General features: G+C 57.3%; 12 protein-coding genes, 6 tRNA genes and 2 rRNA genes (1 of these 20 only partly in view). 8 read left to right on the top strand and 12 right to left on the bottom strand.

Annotation, left to right across the window (positions count from 1 at the left end; genetic code table 11):
* A 23S ribosomal RNA gene (locus ACTG20_RS20555) occupies positions 1-1,386 on the top strand; it begins 1,504 nt to the left of the window's first position.
* Between the two features lie 120 nt (positions 1,387-1,506).
* Positions 1,507-1,621 (top strand): 5S ribosomal RNA (rrf, locus tag ACTG20_RS20550).
* Positions 1,622-2,236: 615 nt separating this feature from the next.
* On the opposite strand, the gene ACTG20_RS20545 is transcribed toward rrf, so the two are convergent.
* Positions 2,237-2,324, bottom strand: a tRNA-Ser gene (locus ACTG20_RS20545).
* A 197-nt stretch (positions 2,325-2,521) separates the two neighbouring features.
* Between ACTG20_RS20545 and ACTG20_RS20540 the strand changes: the two genes are divergently transcribed.
* Positions 2,522-3,271, top strand: coding sequence for a DsbA family protein (locus ACTG20_RS20540; protein WP_194495213.1), 750 nt, complete (start codon positions 2,522-2,524; stop codon positions 3,269-3,271).
* 296 nt (positions 3,272-3,567) lie between these two features.
* Positions 3,568-4,470 carry a sulfite exporter TauE/SafE family protein gene (locus ACTG20_RS20535; protein WP_064338862.1) on the top strand — a complete coding sequence of 301 codons (903 nt, stop codon included), beginning with the start codon at positions 3,568-3,570 and terminating at the stop codon, positions 4,468-4,470.
* Here the strand turns inward: ACTG20_RS20535 and ACTG20_RS20530 are convergent.
* Positions 4,385-5,200 carry a hypothetical protein gene (locus ACTG20_RS20530; protein ID WP_158110469.1) on the bottom strand — a complete coding sequence of 272 codons (816 nt, stop codon included), beginning with the start codon at positions 5,198-5,200 and terminating at the stop codon, positions 4,385-4,387. The two genes, ACTG20_RS20535 and ACTG20_RS20530, sit on opposite strands and share 86 nt — an antisense overlap.
* A 217-nt stretch (positions 5,201-5,417) precedes the next feature.
* A complete protein-coding gene (gene hemL, locus ACTG20_RS20525; protein WP_042053261.1) occupies positions 5,418-6,704 on the bottom strand; it encodes a glutamate-1-semialdehyde 2,1-aminomutase in 1,287 nt (428 codons plus the stop codon).
* A gap of 244 nt (positions 6,705-6,948) precedes the next feature.
* Here hemL and clcA point away from each other — a divergent pair, with 244 nt between their 5' ends.
* From clcA to erpA, 3 genes are all read left to right on the top strand, one after another.
* Entirely contained in the window at positions 6,949-8,337 is a 1,389-nt protein-coding gene (clcA, locus tag ACTG20_RS20520) for a H(+)/Cl(-) exchange transporter ClcA (protein WP_033136489.1), read from the top strand.
* Positions 8,338-8,428: 91 nt separating this feature from the next.
* Positions 8,429-9,124, top strand: coding sequence for a DUF6776 family protein (locus tag ACTG20_RS20515; protein ID WP_194495215.1), 696 nt, complete (start codon positions 8,429-8,431; stop codon positions 9,122-9,124).
* An 87-nt stretch (positions 9,125-9,211) separates the two neighbouring features.
* Complete coding sequence (erpA, locus tag ACTG20_RS20510) at positions 9,212-9,562, top strand: iron-sulfur cluster insertion protein ErpA (protein ID WP_005340225.1); 351 nt, start codon at positions 9,212-9,214, stop codon at positions 9,560-9,562.
* A gap of 137 nt (positions 9,563-9,699) precedes the next feature.
* On the opposite strand, the gene nhaC is transcribed toward erpA, so the two are convergent.
* Positions 9,700-11,109 carry a Na+/H+ antiporter NhaC gene (nhaC, locus tag ACTG20_RS20505; protein WP_005357819.1) on the bottom strand — a complete coding sequence of 470 codons (1,410 nt, stop codon included), beginning with the start codon at positions 11,107-11,109 and terminating at the stop codon, positions 9,700-9,702.
* Positions 11,110-11,410: 301 nt separating this feature from the next.
* On the opposite strand from nhaC, the gene ACTG20_RS20500 reads away from it, so the two are divergent.
* Positions 11,411-11,620 (top strand): hypothetical protein, encoded by a 210-nt coding sequence (locus ACTG20_RS20500; protein WP_128815975.1) that lies wholly within the window; start codon positions 11,411-11,413, stop codon positions 11,618-11,620.
* Here ACTG20_RS20500 and ACTG20_RS20495 read toward each other — a convergent pair.
* From ACTG20_RS20495 to glgC, 8 genes are all read right to left on the bottom strand, one after another.
* Complete coding sequence (locus tag ACTG20_RS20495) at positions 11,615-11,887, bottom strand: late competence development ComFB family protein (protein WP_005343036.1); 273 nt, start codon at positions 11,885-11,887, stop codon at positions 11,615-11,617. The two genes, ACTG20_RS20500 and ACTG20_RS20495, sit on opposite strands and share 6 nt — an antisense overlap.
* A 109-nt stretch (positions 11,888-11,996) precedes the next feature.
* Positions 11,997-12,082 (bottom strand) — tRNA-Leu (locus ACTG20_RS20490).
* Between the two features lie 71 nt (positions 12,083-12,153).
* Positions 12,154-12,239: transfer RNA gene (locus ACTG20_RS20485), tRNA-Leu, on the bottom strand.
* A gap of 46 nt (positions 12,240-12,285) precedes the next feature.
* Positions 12,286-12,371: transfer RNA gene (locus tag ACTG20_RS20480), tRNA-Leu, on the bottom strand.
* Positions 12,372-12,415: 44 nt separating this feature from the next.
* Positions 12,416-12,501, bottom strand: a tRNA-Leu gene (locus ACTG20_RS20475).
* Positions 12,502-12,554: 53 nt separating this feature from the next.
* Positions 12,555-12,640: transfer RNA gene (locus ACTG20_RS20470), tRNA-Leu, on the bottom strand.
* Positions 12,641-12,768: 128 nt separating this feature from the next.
* Positions 12,769-14,229: a glycogen synthase GlgA gene (gene glgA, locus ACTG20_RS20465; protein ID WP_194495217.1), complete on the bottom strand. Its 1,461-nt coding sequence runs from the start codon at positions 14,227-14,229 to the stop codon at positions 12,769-12,771.
* Positions 14,219-15,436 (bottom strand): glucose-1-phosphate adenylyltransferase, encoded by a 1,218-nt coding sequence (gene glgC / locus ACTG20_RS20460; RefSeq protein WP_005340236.1) that lies wholly within the window; start codon positions 15,434-15,436, stop codon positions 14,219-14,221. Before glgC ends, glgA begins: the two co-directional genes overlap by 11 nt.
* Between the last annotated feature and the right edge of the window lie 145 nt (positions 15,437-15,581).

The following is a 15,581-nucleotide window of genomic DNA, read 5'->3' as shown; positions in this document are numbered from 1 at the left end:
CACGAGACGAACACACTACGGTGTGGAAGCCATTGATGCCCTGCTTCCAGGAAAAGCCTCTAAGCTTCAGATTACAAGTCATCGTACCCCAAACCGACACAGGTGGTCGGGTAGAGAATACCAAGGCGCTTGAGAGAACTCGGGTGAAGGAACTAGGCAAAATAGAACCGTAACTTCGGGAGAAGGTTCGCTCCTGACAGTGAAGTCCCTTGCGGATGGAGCAGTTGGGAGTCGCAGTGACCAGATGGCTGGGACTGTTTATCAAAAACACAGCACTCTGCAAACACGAAAGTGGACGTATAGGGTGTGACACCTGCCCGGTGCCGGAAGGTTAATTGATGGGGTTAGCGCAAGCGAAGCTCTTGATCGAAGCCCCGGTAAACGGCGGCCGTAACTATAACGGTCCTAAGGTAGCGAAATTCCTTGTCGGGTAAGTTCCGACCTGCACGAATGGTGTAACCATGGCCATGCTGTCTCCACCCGAGACTCAGTGAAATCGAATTCGCCGTGAAGATGCGGTGTACCCGCGGCTAGACGGAAAGACCCCGTGAACCTTTACTACAGCTTGGCACTGAACATTGAACCTACATGTGTAGGATAGGTGGGAGGCTTTGAAGGCGTGACGCCAGTTGCGCTGGAGCCGTCCTTGAAATACCACCCTTGTATGTTTGATGTTCTAACGCAGGGCCCTGAATCGGGCTCGCGGACAGTGCCTGGTGGGTAGTTTGACTGGGGCGGTCTCCTCCCAAAGAGTAACGGAGGAGCACGAAGGTTGGCTAATCCTGGTCGGACATCAGGAGGTTAGTGCAATGGCATAAGCCAGCTTAACTGCGAGACGGACAGGTCGAGCAGGTACGAAAGTAGGTCATAGTGATCCGGTGGTTCTGAATGGAAGGGCCATCGCTCAACGGATAAAAGGTACTCCGGGGATAACAGGCTGATACCGCCCAAGAGTTCATATCGACGGCGGTGTTTGGCACCTCGATGTCGGCTCATCACATCCTGGGGCTGAAGTCGGTCCCAAGGGTATGGCTGTTCGCCATTTAAAGTGGTACGCGAGCTGGGTTCAGAACGTCGTGAGACAGTTCGGTCCCTATCTGCCGTGGGCGTTGGATGATTGAAGGGAGTTGCTCCTAGTACGAGAGGACCGGAGTGAACGAACCTCTGGTGTTCGGGTTGTCACGCCAGTGGCACTGCCCGGTAGCTAAGTTCGGAATCGATAACCGCTGAAAGCATCTAAGCGGGAAGCGAGCCCTGAGATGAGTCATCCCTGACCCCTTGAGGGTCCTAAAGGGCCGTTGGAGACCACAACGTTGATAGGTGGGGTGTGTAAGCGCAGTGATGTGTTGAGCTAACCCATACTAATTACCCGTGAGGCTTAACCATACAACACCCAAGAAGTGTTCTAAGGCTTGTAGCAAACCTAAGCGAACTACTAATTCAGTGATAGCGAAGCCAACAGGCAACCTCGTTATTCACGTCAGCTTTCTCAGATTGAAGAATTTGCCTGGCGGCCATAGCGCCGTGGAACCACCTGATCCCATGCCGAACTCAGAAGTGAAACGCGGTAGCGCCGATGGTAGTGTGGCATTCGCCATGCGAGAGTAGGACACTGCCAGGCACCCAATTTAAGAACCCCGCTCATCGAGCGGGGTTTTTTATTGCCTGCAATTCAGCAAATAGCCTGATTGTTGACCTGCCCTATCTCCCTTCCTCTGTTTTTATCCTTACTCTCCGCTGCTTTCTGGTTCCACAAATAGCTTGATGTTCCGCTTGGTACTCTTTCTTCACTGAACCGCTGGATACTGTATGGTGGCTCTGGCGTAGTCATGACCCACGAACCCTATGCTCGCCTGTACGCGATGATCTCTTGCTTGCGTTTTTTCCTGGGCATCTGCGTCTTGTGTTAGCTGAAGTCTTTCTTTTTGAGCCCTCTGCTTGTCCATGACTTTGTTAATCGCCCACTGACGTTATGCCAGAGAGTGTGTTGGCTGTGCTAACACGCAGGCACAGGGGGCGCAGCGTTGGGTTTGGGGTAATAGGGAAATTGGAAGGGATACCCGCAGGAGCGCAGAGGTTCGATGTTGGTAGGTGATCTTGTGGCAGCTATTTAGCTCGCAGGTCAGAAGATCAAGAAAGGTGTTGAAGAAGACTAGTGTGTTGAGATCTATGAGGAATGACAAATCGGAGGCAAATAAAAAGCCCACGCAACATGGTTGCATGGGCTCGGTATGAATGGCGGAGGAGGTGGGATTTGAACCCACGGATGGTCGCCCATCGCCGGTTTTCAAGACCGGTGCATTCAGCCGCTCTGCCACCCCTCCGCAGCAGTGCGGCGAATATTACCATGCTGATCCGGCTTGTAAATCCCCGTCCGGTTTGATTGCTGGTTAATTGCGCGAAATGACATGAAAAAGTGGCAGTCAGGGCGCATCAAGCGCTTTTTTGGCCAGATAACTTGACTTGAAAACAGACTCAACCACTATAGTGGCCTCTATCATATCCTCTGCAAGATAACGTTATGACTATTAAAAATGCCCTGTTTTGCGCGCTGGCTGGTGTGACCCTGCTGGCGACGCCGGTACATGCAAGCGAGCTGACCAAAAGCGATGTCGAGCAAATCGTTCGCGACTATCTGGTCAAGAATCCCGAGATCCTGGTCGAGATGTCCAATGCCCTGCGTGCCAAGCAGGAGAGCCAGCAGGCCGAGAGTGACAAGGCGCTGATCAAGGCTCACTCCAAGCAGCTTTATGCCAATCAGGATCCCGAGATGGGGAATCCGAAGGCGTCGCTGACCATTGTGGAGTTTTTCGATTACAACTGCGGTTACTGCAAGCGGGCCCATCCGCTGGTCAAGCAGCTGATGGCGGAAGATAAAGATATCCGTTACATCTACAAGCAGTTCCCCATTCTGAGCGAGTCCTCCTACTTCGCAGCCCGTGCTGCGCTGGCGGTCCAGCTGGGTCAGCCTGACAAGTACCAGGCGTTCCACGAGAAGCTCTATACCCATCAGGGCCCGCTCGCTGATGAAGCACAGGTCAAGCAGTTGGCTATGGCGGCCGGTGTGGACTGGAGCAAGGTGGAGGCCAAGATCAAGGATGGCAGCATTGACCAGAACCTCGGTACCAACCGTGCGCTGGCTGAAGCGCTCGGTATCTCCGGTACCCCGGCCTTCATCATCGGTGATCAGATCCTGCGCGGTGCTCCCCGTGATCTGGCCAGCCTGAAGGGGTTTATCAAGGACGTGCGTGCCGGCAAGAGCATTCAATAAGCGGTTGTCATGGTCGAGTGCCCAGCGCCCCGGCCAGATACAGAAAGAGGGTCGGTATCACTACCGGCCCTCTTTTTTATTATGTCCTTTGGCACAAGTGGTCGTCGCGAAAGGACCATAACAACGTGCTCAGGACCCGGCCTGTTGGCCTCAGTAACAAGTATTAGCAGAGTCGTTCGGAGTCTATTGATAAATATTTCACCTTGCAGAGGCGTGTCGTGAGCATTGCTTAATTCCGGTCAAGATTTTTTCTGCTGCTTGCCTTAGAATCGCCGCCCGTTGCAGGAGAAACCCCTATGTTAGTTGATATTTTACGGCTGGTTTTTATAGCCGGAGGCCTCGTATTCATCTTTATGCTGGTGCAAGCCTGCTGGCGAAAGAAGCAGAGTGGATCCTTTGAGGCGACCCCCTTCTGGCCGGTGGCGTTGATCGGTGGGGTTGCCAACTTCCTCGATACCCTGGGGGTGGGCAGCTTTGCGGTAAAGACCGCCTGCTACAAGCAGTTCAAGCTGATCGATGATCGGGTACTGCCGGGTACCCTCAATGGGCAGTGCGTGCTGCCGACCGTGACTCAGTCGCTGATCTTCGTCGGTGCAGTCGCAGTGGAACCGCTGACACTGATCAGCATGATGATGGCCGCCGCAGCGGGCGCTGCCTGGGGGGCTCGCCATGTGGCCTCGTTTGATCGGCAGACCATCCGGCTGGTGATGGCTATCTCCTTGCTGGTCGTCGCAGGGCTTATCTTTGCCGGTCTGCTGGGGCTTTTCCCTGTAGGCGGCGATGCGATGGGGCTCAGCGGCTACAAGCTTGCGATCGCCCTGCTCGGCAATTTCATCTTCGGGGTGCTGATGAATGTCGGTATCGGCCTGTTTGCCCCCTGCATGACGTTGGTTTATCTGCTGGGGATGAATCCGCTGGCGGCGTTTCCCATCATGATGGGTTCCACCGCCGTGCTCAGCGTTTTCTCCGCAGGCACTTTTATCCGCAAAGGGGCGTTTGATGCCAAGGCGGTGCTGGCGGTAGCCATCTTCGGTCCCATCGGTGTGGTGCTGGCCGCCATGCTGGTCAAATCCATGGATATGGAGATGCTGAAGTGGCTGGTTGCCTTTATCGTCATCTATACCTCCTGGACCATGTACGCTTCTTGGCGGGCGGCGCGTCGCTCCCCTGTGCAGCTGACGGTGGAGAGCGCAGGCTAGCCTGTACCAGTGCCGCTTCGGCCTTGGCTCCCAGAAAGACATAGAGGCCAAGTGCCAGCAGCAAACCCACCGCACACCCCATCACCCCGACCGCAGGCCAGAGCAGCTCGCTCTGGCCGAGCGAACCTTTGAATAGCAGCAACAGTCCCTCGATGGAGACCGCGATCAGAATGGCGGCGATAAAGCGGGTGATGGTGCGGCGAATGGCACTGTGGCGGAAGATATCCTTATGCAGCAGTACCTCCTCTTCCAGAATGGTCTTGCCCAGATCGAACACCGCCAGTGCCAGTGTCAGGAAGATGATGGCGCTAAAGGCGCCGAGCTGGTTCTGCTGCTCGCCGCACAATAGCTGGTAGAGCTGCTCCAGCCCGTGCCAGATCAGGGTGGCGACGATGAGAAACAGCGCCATGCTGAGCACCACATAGACCGCCTTGAACCAGGGCATGGCGCGGCGGCGCTCCCTGTCCCCCATCAACCAGCCAATCAGCTGATTCAGACAGACGGTGATCTCCCGTCCTTGCCCCTGCACGATAAGGTGCAACCGGTTATGGGCGGCCGGTGCCGCAGGCTGGATGCACATCGGCCCCTGATAATGGTCAATGCTGACGACAAAGGGATACCCCTTGAGAGAGACAAGGGGGGCGCTGAGCAGCCCCTGCAGTAGCGGGGTCAACTCCTCCTGATACTCCTGATAGCGCCGCAGCACATCGATGGGGCTCATCTCTGCCATATGGACCTCGGTGACGTGGGATCTTTTGGTGAATGTGCAAATAGTGGGCCTGCTTTATGACAGGGATGGCAGGGCAAGTTGCACCAGAGGATGACAAAACGACGGATGACGAGGGGGAATGCACCAGAACTGGGCGTATCGATGCCCTGTCTGGTGATCGCTGCACAGCAATAGAAAAGGGCCCATGACGGGCCCTTCTGCGATAACCTGCGGCGATTTAGCCAGCCAGCTTGGCGAAGCTGCGCTCGGCGGCAGCCAGGGTATGTTCGATCTCCTTGTCGCCGTGAGCCAGAGACAGGAAGCCCGCCTCGTAGGCGCTCGGCGCCAGATAGACACCCTCTTCCAGCATGAGATGGTAGAAGCGCTTGAAGCGTTCCATATCGCAGCGAGTGACCTGCTCATAGCGGGTGATTTCGTTCTCTTCGGTGAAGAAGAAGCCGAACATGCCACCCACATAGTTGATGGCGAGCGGAATGCCATGCTTGGCCGCGGCGGCTTTCAGTCCCTCGGCAACACGGGCGGTCTTGGCGCTCAGCTGCTCATAGAGACCCGGCTCCAGCAGCAGATCCAGCATGGTGAGGCCGGCCGCCATGGCTACCGGGTTGCCGGAGAGAGTACCCGCCTGATAGACAGGGCCGGTCGGGGCGATGTGTTGCATCACCTTCTTCTTGCCGCCGAAGGCGCCCACCGGCATGCCGGCACCGATGATCTTGCCAAGAGTGGTGAGGTCGGGCTCGATGTTGTAGTGACCCTGGGCACCACGCAAGGAGACGCGGAAGCCAGTCATAACTTCGTCCAGGATCAGCAGGGCACCGAACTCGTCACAGATGGCGCGCAGACCTTCCAGGAAGCCCGGCACCGGCGGGATGCAGTTCATGTTGCCTGCGACCGGCTCGACGATGATACAGGCGATCTCGCTGCCGTACTGGGTGAAGGCTTCACGCACCGAATCCAGATCGTTGAAGACGCAGGTCAAGGTGTGTTTGGCGAAATCGGCTGGAACGCCCGGGCTGTTGGGCTGACCCAGGGTCAGGGCGCCGGAACCGGCTTTGACCAGCAGGGAGTCGGCGTGGCCGTGGTAGCAGCCCTCGAATTTGACGATCTTGTCGCGGCCAGTGTAGCCACGGGCCAGACGAATGGCGCTCATGGTGGCTTCGGTGCCGGAGTTCACCATCCGTACCTGCTCCATGGAGGGGACGATCTGGCGCACTTTCTCGGCCATCAACACTTCGATCTCGGTCGGCGCACCGTAGCTCAGCCCTTTCTCAACGGCCTTGATGACGGCAGCCTTGATGGCGGGGTGGTTGTGACCCAGCAGCATGGGGCCCCAGGAGCCGATGTAATCCACGTAGGCCTGACCATCCACATCATAGAGATAGGCGCCATCGGCGTGATCGATGAAGCGGGGCGTGCCGCCGACCCCATTGAAGGCGCGGACCGGTGAGTTGACGCCACCCGGAATGGTCTGGCGGGCCTGTTCAAACAGCTGATCTGATTTTGACATGGATCATCCTTAATGGGATTTTGGTCGTCACACAAGGGATTGCAGCCGATTGAGACTCGGCAGGTCGGAGCATCAGGAGTATGCTTTGCGCTCTCGCCACCCGGACTCTCGGTCTGCTCCCGTGACAAAAATTTAACGGGCCGACTATAGCAGAAAGCCCCAGCCCTGGGCAGCCGAGCAACGCGCCGGGTGATCCTGATCTCAGCTAGCTGACGATATGGTTTTTCCAAGTTGGTGTAACAAGATGGCGCAACAAGCTCTCTCCTCTGAAGCCGATACCTCTTCGCGGGGGCCGCTTTCCCGTATTATCCGGCAAGACAAGATGCCCTTGCTGGTTCTGTTGCTGGCGGCGCTGGTCGGCACCCTGGCCGGACTGGTGTGCGGCCTGTTCGAATCGGGAGTCCACTGGCTGGCAGAACAACGTATCGCCTTGCTGGCCGACCGTCCCTGGTGGCAGCTCGGTCTGCTTGGCTTTGGCTTCAGCGCCTTGCTGGGATTTGTCGGCTACTTTCTCACTCATACCTTTGCCCCGGAAGCGGGTGGTTCCGGCATTCCCGAGATCGAGGGGGCGATGGACGATCTGCGCCCGGTGCGGTGGTGGCGAGTGTTGCCGGTCAAGTTCTTCGGCGGCATCTGTACCCTGAGCTCCGGCATGGTGCTGGGGAGGGAGGGGCCTTCGGTACAGATCGGCGGCAACCTCGGCAAGATGGTGGCGGATATCTTCCGGCTGCCCAAGGAGCATGGCCACGCCTTGTTGGCCGCCGGTGCGGCGGGCGGTCTGGCGGCAGCCTTCAATGCGCCGTTGGCAGGCATCCTGTTCGTGATGGAGGAGATGCGACCGCAATTCCGCTACTCCTTTCTGGCCATCAAGGCGGTGGGGATCTCCGCCATCATGGCGACCTTGATGTTGCAGAACATGAAAGGGCAGGGGGCGGTGATCACCTTGCCCCACTACGATGCGCCAGCCCTCAAGGCGCTCTGGCTGTTCCTTTTTATGGGAGCCACCTTCGGAGTGCTCGGTTTTGTCTTCAACAAGCTGGTGCTGGCCTGTCAGGATGGTTATCTGGCGTTGCATCAGAACAAGCGCCACCGTTTTGTAGCCATCGGCATGCTGGTCGCCGGAACGTTTGGTGTGCTGTCGCTGTTTGCTCCCGCGGTGACGGGGGGCGGCACCGAGCTTATTCCCCATCTGATGGGGGATGAGTATGCGATGGCGACCCTGTTCCTCATCTTCTCGGTGCGGCTGGTTGCGACCCTCATCTGCTTCTGCTCCGGTGCCCCGGGCGGGGTGTTTGCGCCAACCCTGGCGTTGGGCACCCTGTTTGGCGTGGTGTTCGGCCATCTGTTTCATGCGGCGTTTCCGGAGCTTGGCATCGAGCCCGGCGCCTTTGCCATCGCCGGAATGGGGGCTCTCTTTGCTGCCACAGTGCGTGCCCCTATCACCGGTATCGTGCTGGTCACCGAGATGACCGACAACTATCAGCTGATCCTGCCGATGATGATCACCACAGTCGGTGCGACTCTGGTTGCCCAGTGGCTGGGTGGCCGCCCCATCTATTCCCAGATCCTTGAGCGAACTTTACGGCTCGCCGCGCGTCAAAAGCGGGGTGATGGCAGCGCCACGGCCAGTTAATTTTTCCCTTTATCGCCTGTGACCCCGGTCCAGACGGTATAGTGAAGGGAGAGGCGCTGCCGTAAATGGCGTGATAACGGGATGAGGGGCTATGTCCAATCTATTGAAGTTATTGGTCGTGTTAGCCGTTGGCGGGCTCATCGGTTACTTTGTCGGTAACCGTCAGGAGCTGGCCCAGAGCAGTCTGTTGGTGGTGCAGCAGGAGACGCTGGATCGCCAGGGCAAGGCTATCGGCCAGCTCAAGACCGAGCTGGGGGTGAAAGATACCCAGCTGGCGACCCAGAAAGCGGCCTTCGAGCAGTTGCAGACCACCTTGAAGAGTCAGGAGGCGCAGGTGCAGGAGCTCAAGCGCCAGCTGGCCTTTTTCGAGCGGATCATGCGCCCCACCGGCGAACAGGTGGGGGTGGTGATCGACAACCTGACCCTGCAGGAGACCAGCATTCCCGGTCGTTACCACTACCGTCTCGCCCTGACCCAGCCTGCCAAGAAGCGGGAGCTGTTTCGCGGTCAGGTGCATATCCGGGTCGAGGGGAGCCTGGCTGACAAGCCGAAGACGCTGACCGGTCGCGATCTCGGAATGAAGGTGAGCGAGTGGCGTTATGCCCTGCGTTATTTCCAGCTGCTGGAAGGGAATTGGCAGTTGCCGGAAGGCTTTGTGCCGGATCGGATCCGTGTCACCATCAACAAGGATGGCAGGCAACCGGCACAAGAGCTGCTGGTTGAGTGGGGCGAGGTGATCAAGCCGCTGGTCGCCGCACCGCCTGCTCCGGTTCCCGCTGCCGGTTAAACGTGGTGAATACTTGAACTGAATGGTCGGGTATTGGATAATTTCGCGGTTTCCATGTTTGTGGATCTAATGGTTGTGAGGTCAGTAATGAGTGCAGTAGCAGAAGCCCCGCTGCCCATCCAGATGACGGATGCGGCGGCCAATAAGGTGAAGAACCTGATCACCGAGGAAGAGAATCCCGAGCTGAAGCTGCGGGTATACATCACGGGTGGGGGCTGCTCCGGTTTCCAGTATGGCTTTACCTTTGATGAGAAGATCAACGACGGGGACACCGTAGTCGAGAAGAATGGCGTCACCATGGTGATCGATCCCATGAGCCTGCAATATCTGGTAGGCGGCAGTGTGGATTACACCGAGGGTCTGGAAGGTTCACGCTTTACCGTGACCAACCCCAACGCCACCACGACCTGTGGCTGTGGCTCCAGCTTCTCCATCTGATCGGCGTATCGGTCTGATGAAACGGCTCTCGGCAACGAGGGCTGTTTTTGTTTGTGGGCTCTGGAATGACGGTAAAACAGCATCCCCCCTGAAACAACAAAGGCGCCTTGGTGGCGCCTTTGTTGTTTCAGGATGGCTTAGCGGGAGCTTGCCGCCGCGACCAGCGGGATCCGGTTCACTGCCTTGCCCATGTAGGCGAGGGTGATGGTCACAATGATGCAGGTGAAGCTCAGCCACATGTAGGGCAGGTAGTCGAGGGTTGCCACCCCCAGCACTCCGGCCATGAAGATGCCGTTGTCGCTCCAGGGCACCATACCGCAGGTGAGGGTGCCGCCAAACTCGGCGTTGCGAGAGAGGTTCTTGCGCGCCAGTCCCAGTCGGTCGTAGTTCTTGGCCATGATCTTGGGAGTCAGGATCAGCGACACATACATGGCCGAGCCGAACACGTTGGCCAGAAACGCGGTGCCGATGGTGTGGCTGGTCAGGCTGCCGACGCTATTGATGCGCTTCTCGAAGGCGCTGGCGATCACTTCCAGAATACCGACCTTCTCCAGCAGGCCGCCAAATCCGAGACCGAAGATGATGACAGCGACCGAGCCCAGCATGGACTCCATGCCGCCGCGACCGAGGATGTTGTCGATAAAGTCGATGCCGGAGGTAATGGCAAACGGACTATAAGCCGAGTGCATTGCCTTGACCGGATCCATGCCTTGGAAGGCGATGGCCCAGATCAGGCCCAGCAGGGCGCCGAAGCTGATCACCGGGAAGGCGGGCTTGCGATTTGCCAGCAGGCCCAGCACCAGCACCACCGGCACTATGGCCAGCGGAGTGATGTTGAACTGGTTGTCGAGAGCCTCCATCACCAGATTGACCTGCTCCAGGCTGACATTACCCGAATACTGCATGCCCACCACTGTGAACAGCACGGCGGTGATGACATAGGAGAGCAGGCTGATAGGCAGCATCCCCTTGATATGTTCCACCACGTCGACGTTGGACATGGTCGAAGCCAGCACTACTGAGTCGGAGAGCGGAGAGAGCTTGTCACCGAAATAGACGCCGGAGAGCACGGCACCGGCTACCAGCGGCGCAGGCACGCCGAGACTGTGGCCGATCCCCATCATAGCGATACCGGCGGTGGCGGCAGAGCCCCAGGAGGTGCCGGTGGCCAGCGAGGTCAGGGAGCAGATGATCAGGGTTGCCAGCAGGAAGATGGACGGGTGGATCACCTTGAGGCCGAAGTAGATGATGCTGGGAACAATGCCGCCGGCAATCCAGGTGCCGACCAGAGCACCGACGGAGACCAGGATCAGAATGGCCCCCATCCCCTTGGCAACGCCGTCAACGGCAGCCTGCTCCAGGGATTTGTAATCGTGGCCGAGTTTGATGCCAAGTCCCATGATGACGAACCAGGCGATGAACAGCGCCAGCTGGATCGGCAGATCGAGCACGCTGGTGAACGAGAATGCCAAGGCCAGGAAAATGGCCAGACAGGCAAACACCTGTGCCATGCCCGGTAGTCGGATGTGGTTTTGTTGGTTTTGCATAGATACTTCCTAAACTCTTGCTCGCCAAGGTCACTCCCTCTCGTCCTGTGGATACATCGATCCCGAGGAGGCAACCCAAAAAGAGGCCGCAATCTACCACAAACCCGGCGGGTTAAAGCCCCATCAAATTGGCAAAAATGCACATTTGATTGAAAAAATCACAAATTAGTTGATCTCATAACCCGTTTTTGAGCGGCCTGTTGACACAAAGAGTCACATACGAGGCTTGTCTGTGACGCCACTTGCATCCCCAGTAGATGAATATGATAATTATTATCAATTGTTGGTGGGGGAGAAAACAATGCGCTGGATATTGCGGGGTATGATGTTGCTGGTGGCGGTAGCCGTACTCGCATGGGGTCAGGATAAAGAGTACGGCACCTGGAGTGTAGGTTTTCTGCTGGCTGCCTGGATGATGCTGGAGCCCGGATTGCGGCCCGCCTTGATCTTGCTGCCAGTGGCCGGGTTGACCGGTATCGTCACCCTGCTCTGGCAGCAGCCCTGGTTATGAACTTTTGACGGGAGCCTGCTTGATCTTCTGCTGTGCCACCTTGAGCGATTCGACCACCAGCTTCTCCATTTCGGTGCGCTTGGCGTCGGTCAGGAAGTAGATCATGTCGACATTGTGTCGAATATAGTGGGCCGGAAGCTGGTTGAGGGTGAGGCAGCAGAGGTCGGCCATCTGATCGCTGTTGAGCTTTTGCTGCAGCCCCTGTTTCTCAATCTCCTTGAGCACCAGATGTTCGTAAAAGTTGTGAATGTCGGTATCCAGTATCATATGCGTTCCTTGGCATGGCGATGAGCGGTGAGTCGTCAAAAGCATAGCCATAACAAGGAGTAAAAACAAAAGGCCCATCACTTTCGTGATGGGCCTTTTGCGTAATGAATGGTGCGAAGAGAGGGACTCGAACCCTCACATCCGTGGGACACTAACACCTGAAGCTAGCGCGTCTACCAATTCCGCCACCTTCGCACACTGATTTTCTCCAGCTGGTTTTTAAATGCGGTTGGAGCGCATTGCTCTGTTTTTACATGTCAGAAGCATGGTGCGAAGAGAGGGACTCGAACCCTCACACCCGGGGGGCACTAACACCTGAAGCTAGCGCGTCTACCAATTCCGCCACCTTCGCACATTCGGGTTTCCAGTCTGGATTTACATGCTGTCTGGATAAAGCATGGTGCGAAGAGAGGGACTCGAACCCTCACATCCGTGGGACACTAACACCTGAAGCTAGCGCGTCTACCAATTCCGCCACCTTCGCACATTGTGTTACCAGTTTTGATTTACATGCTGTCTGGAGAAGCATGGTGCGAAGAGAGGGACTCGAACCCTCACACCCGGGGGGCACTAACACCTGAAGCTAGCGCGTCTACCAATTCCGCCACCTTCGCACATTCGGGTTTTCTAGTTGGATTTACATGCTGCTGAATCAGCATGGCAGTATTGGTGCGAAGAGAGGGACTCGAACCCTCACATCCGTGGGACACTAACACCTGAAGCTAGCGCGTCTACCAATTCCGCCACCTTCGCATCACTGCGGAGGGGGATTCTATAGAGTTTTGGGGGAGCGTCAACAGCCAAAGGGGACTTTTTTCGCTGTTGACGCCCAAAGTGGCGCCAAGGGTACAAAACTTCAGCAATCAGCTGACGTTTGGCGTTCAGTAACGGCCCAATGCGCTCTGATACATCCGTTCATACTGGGTGACCGAGTCAGGCCAGTTGAAGCGGGTGCTCATGGCATTGCGCTGCACCTTGGCAAAGCGTTCCTTGTCCTGCAGGAAATAGAGCAGGCTGCGGCGCATGGTATCGAGCAGGATGGCGGCAGTCGGATCGTTGAAGCAGAAGCCGGTGGCATGCTCGGGATCTGCATCCCAATCCACCACGGTATCTTTCAGCCCCCCCACGGCGCGCACCAGCGGCAGGGTGCCATAGGCGAGGCTGTACATCTGGTTGAGGCCACAAGGCTCGAACAGAGAGGGCATCAGGAAAAAGTCGGCACCGGCTTCGACCAGATGAGCCAGCCGATCGTCATAGGTGTTGATGAAGGCGAGCTTGCCCGGATAATCCCGGGCCATGGTTTGCAGTTGCGTGGCGAGCGCAGGATCGCCAGAGCCGACGATCACCACTTGTACCTGATGGTGGAGGAATTTCTCCAGCGCAGGGAGCAGCAGGGGAACGCCCTTTTGCTCGGTCAGGCGGCAAACCATGCCGTAGATGGGCAAGTCCGCCACGGCCAGCCCCGCTTCCTGTTGCAGGCTCTCTTTGCAGACCTGTTTGCCAGCCATGTTGTCGATGCTGTAGGTCGCAGGCAGGAATTCGTCGAACTCCGGATCCCAGTCCTTGTAGTCGCAGCCGTTGAGTATGCCGCAGAGATCCGCCGCCCGTTGCTGGAAGATATGCGCCATGCCGTGGGCGCCGAGGTGAGTCAGCAGCTCCTGGGCATAGTTGGGGCTGACCGCATTGATCTTGTCGGCGTAGAGCACCCCGCATTTGAGCAGATTGACGTGGCCGTAGTCGTAGTTGATGCGGCGTTCGTAGTCGGCGATCTCGGGCATGGCCCAGAACTGCTCGCGGCCAAACACTCCCTGAAACGCCGCATTGTGAATGCTAATTACGCTGCGGGTCTGCTGGAAGAAGGGGTTGTGAGCGTGGCGGGTTTTCAGCAGCAGTGGCAGCAGGCCGGTGTGCCAGTCATTGCAGTGGGCGATATCCGGGGCAAAGCCAAGCTGCTCGCAGGCATGGAGGGCCGCGGCCGAGAAGAAGGCAAAGCGCTCGCCATTATCCGGATAGGCCTGATTGTTCTCGGCGTAGAGCTGGGGACGATCGAAATATTGTGGGCAGTCGAGCAGATAGACGCAGACGCCATCCAGCTCCATCTGGTAGATGCGATAACCGATATCCGGCAGCCCGGGGTGGGTTGGCAACCAGCGTGACGCCACCAGTCTGGCCTCATCCCGTCGCTTTATCGTCTTGTAGAAGGGCAGCATGATCCTGACATCATGCCCCTTCTGGGCCAGGTACATCGGCAGGGCTCTGGCGACATCGGCCAGGCCCCCGGTCTTGACCAGCCCCTCAACTTCCGAGGCAACAAACAGGATTTTCAGTGGGTTAATAGCCAACTCTTGCTCCCTTAGGTACCACCACGATACCGCCTTCGGATACGGTAAATCGCTCTCTATCGTGGTCCAGATTTTCACCGATAACGGTGCCTGGCGCAATTTCAACGTTTTTATCAATGATGGCGCGCCGGATGGAGCACCCTTCACCAATCTTCACATCCCCCAGCAGCACGGATTCACTGATATGGCTGCACGCGCCGATATTGCAGCGGAAACCGAGGATGGATCGCTGGATCTGGCTGCCCTGAATGAAGCAACCGGCGGAGATCAGCGAGTTGGCGATCTTCACCTTGCACTCGTCGCTGTCGATGAAGGTAGCAGGCGGCAGCGCCGGATAGTGGGTGTGCAGGGGCCACTTGCGGTTATAGAGGGAGAAGGGGGGATTGTCGGCCACCAGGTCCATGTGCGCTTGCCAATAAGAGTCGAGGGTGCCCACATCCCGCCAGTAGACGTGCGGTTTCTCGCCGGGGATGACGTTGGTGCTGTAGTCATAGACATAGACGGGGGCGCGCGGGTAGAGGCTCGGGATCACATCCTTGCCAAAGTCGTGGCTGGAGTTCTCTTCGGCGGCATCCCGCTTCAACTCGCGGCAGAGGGCATCGGTCTCGAAGATGTAGTTGCCCATGGAAACCAGCGCCTGGGTCGGATCGCCGGGAATGTGCTTGGGCTGCTTCGGCTTTTCCTGAAAGCCGATCATCCGCCCTTCGGTATCGACCTCGATCACCCCGAAGGCGCTCGCCTCTTCGATGGGCATTCGAAGTGCCGCGACCGTCATGGCGGCGTTCTTCTGCTTGTGGAAGGTGACCATCTGGCTCACATCCATCTTGTAGATGTGGTCGGAGCCGAAGATGCAGACATGATCCGGTTCGGCCCGCTCGATAAAGCCGAGGTTCTGGTAGATGGCATCGGCGGTGCCGTCATACCAGCGTTTGCCCATCCGCATCTGGGCCGGGATGGGATCGATAAAGCGGTCGGTGATGCCGACGATATTCCAGCCCTTCTTCATGTGCAGGTAGAGGGACTGGGATTTGAATTGGGTCAGTACATAGATGCGCAGAAAGTCGGCGTTGACGAAGTTGTTGAGGACAAAGTCGATCAGCCGGTAGCTGCCACCAAAGGGGACGGAAGGCTTGCTGCGGGTGGTGGTCAGAGGCTGCAGGCGAGTACCTTCGCCACCAGCCAGGATCATGGTCAAAATGCCTGCCATCGTATTTCTCTCCCTGAATTAACAACATGAAAAGGTTTTCAATGTTCGGTATAAAAACACCCCTAAAGGGGTGGTTTTTATCGTGTGCTTAATACCTTATCAGATGCCGGATGGCGCTCTCTAGCTGTTTTATTGTGCTGCTTAC

This window comes from Aeromonas sp. 84A (assembly GCF_051919345.1).
Lineage (GTDB): Bacteria > Pseudomonadota > Gammaproteobacteria > Enterobacterales > Aeromonadaceae > Aeromonas > Aeromonas veronii.
The sequence above is the reverse complement of the archived record's forward strand: the minus strand, read 5'-3'. Positions and strand labels throughout refer to the sequence as shown.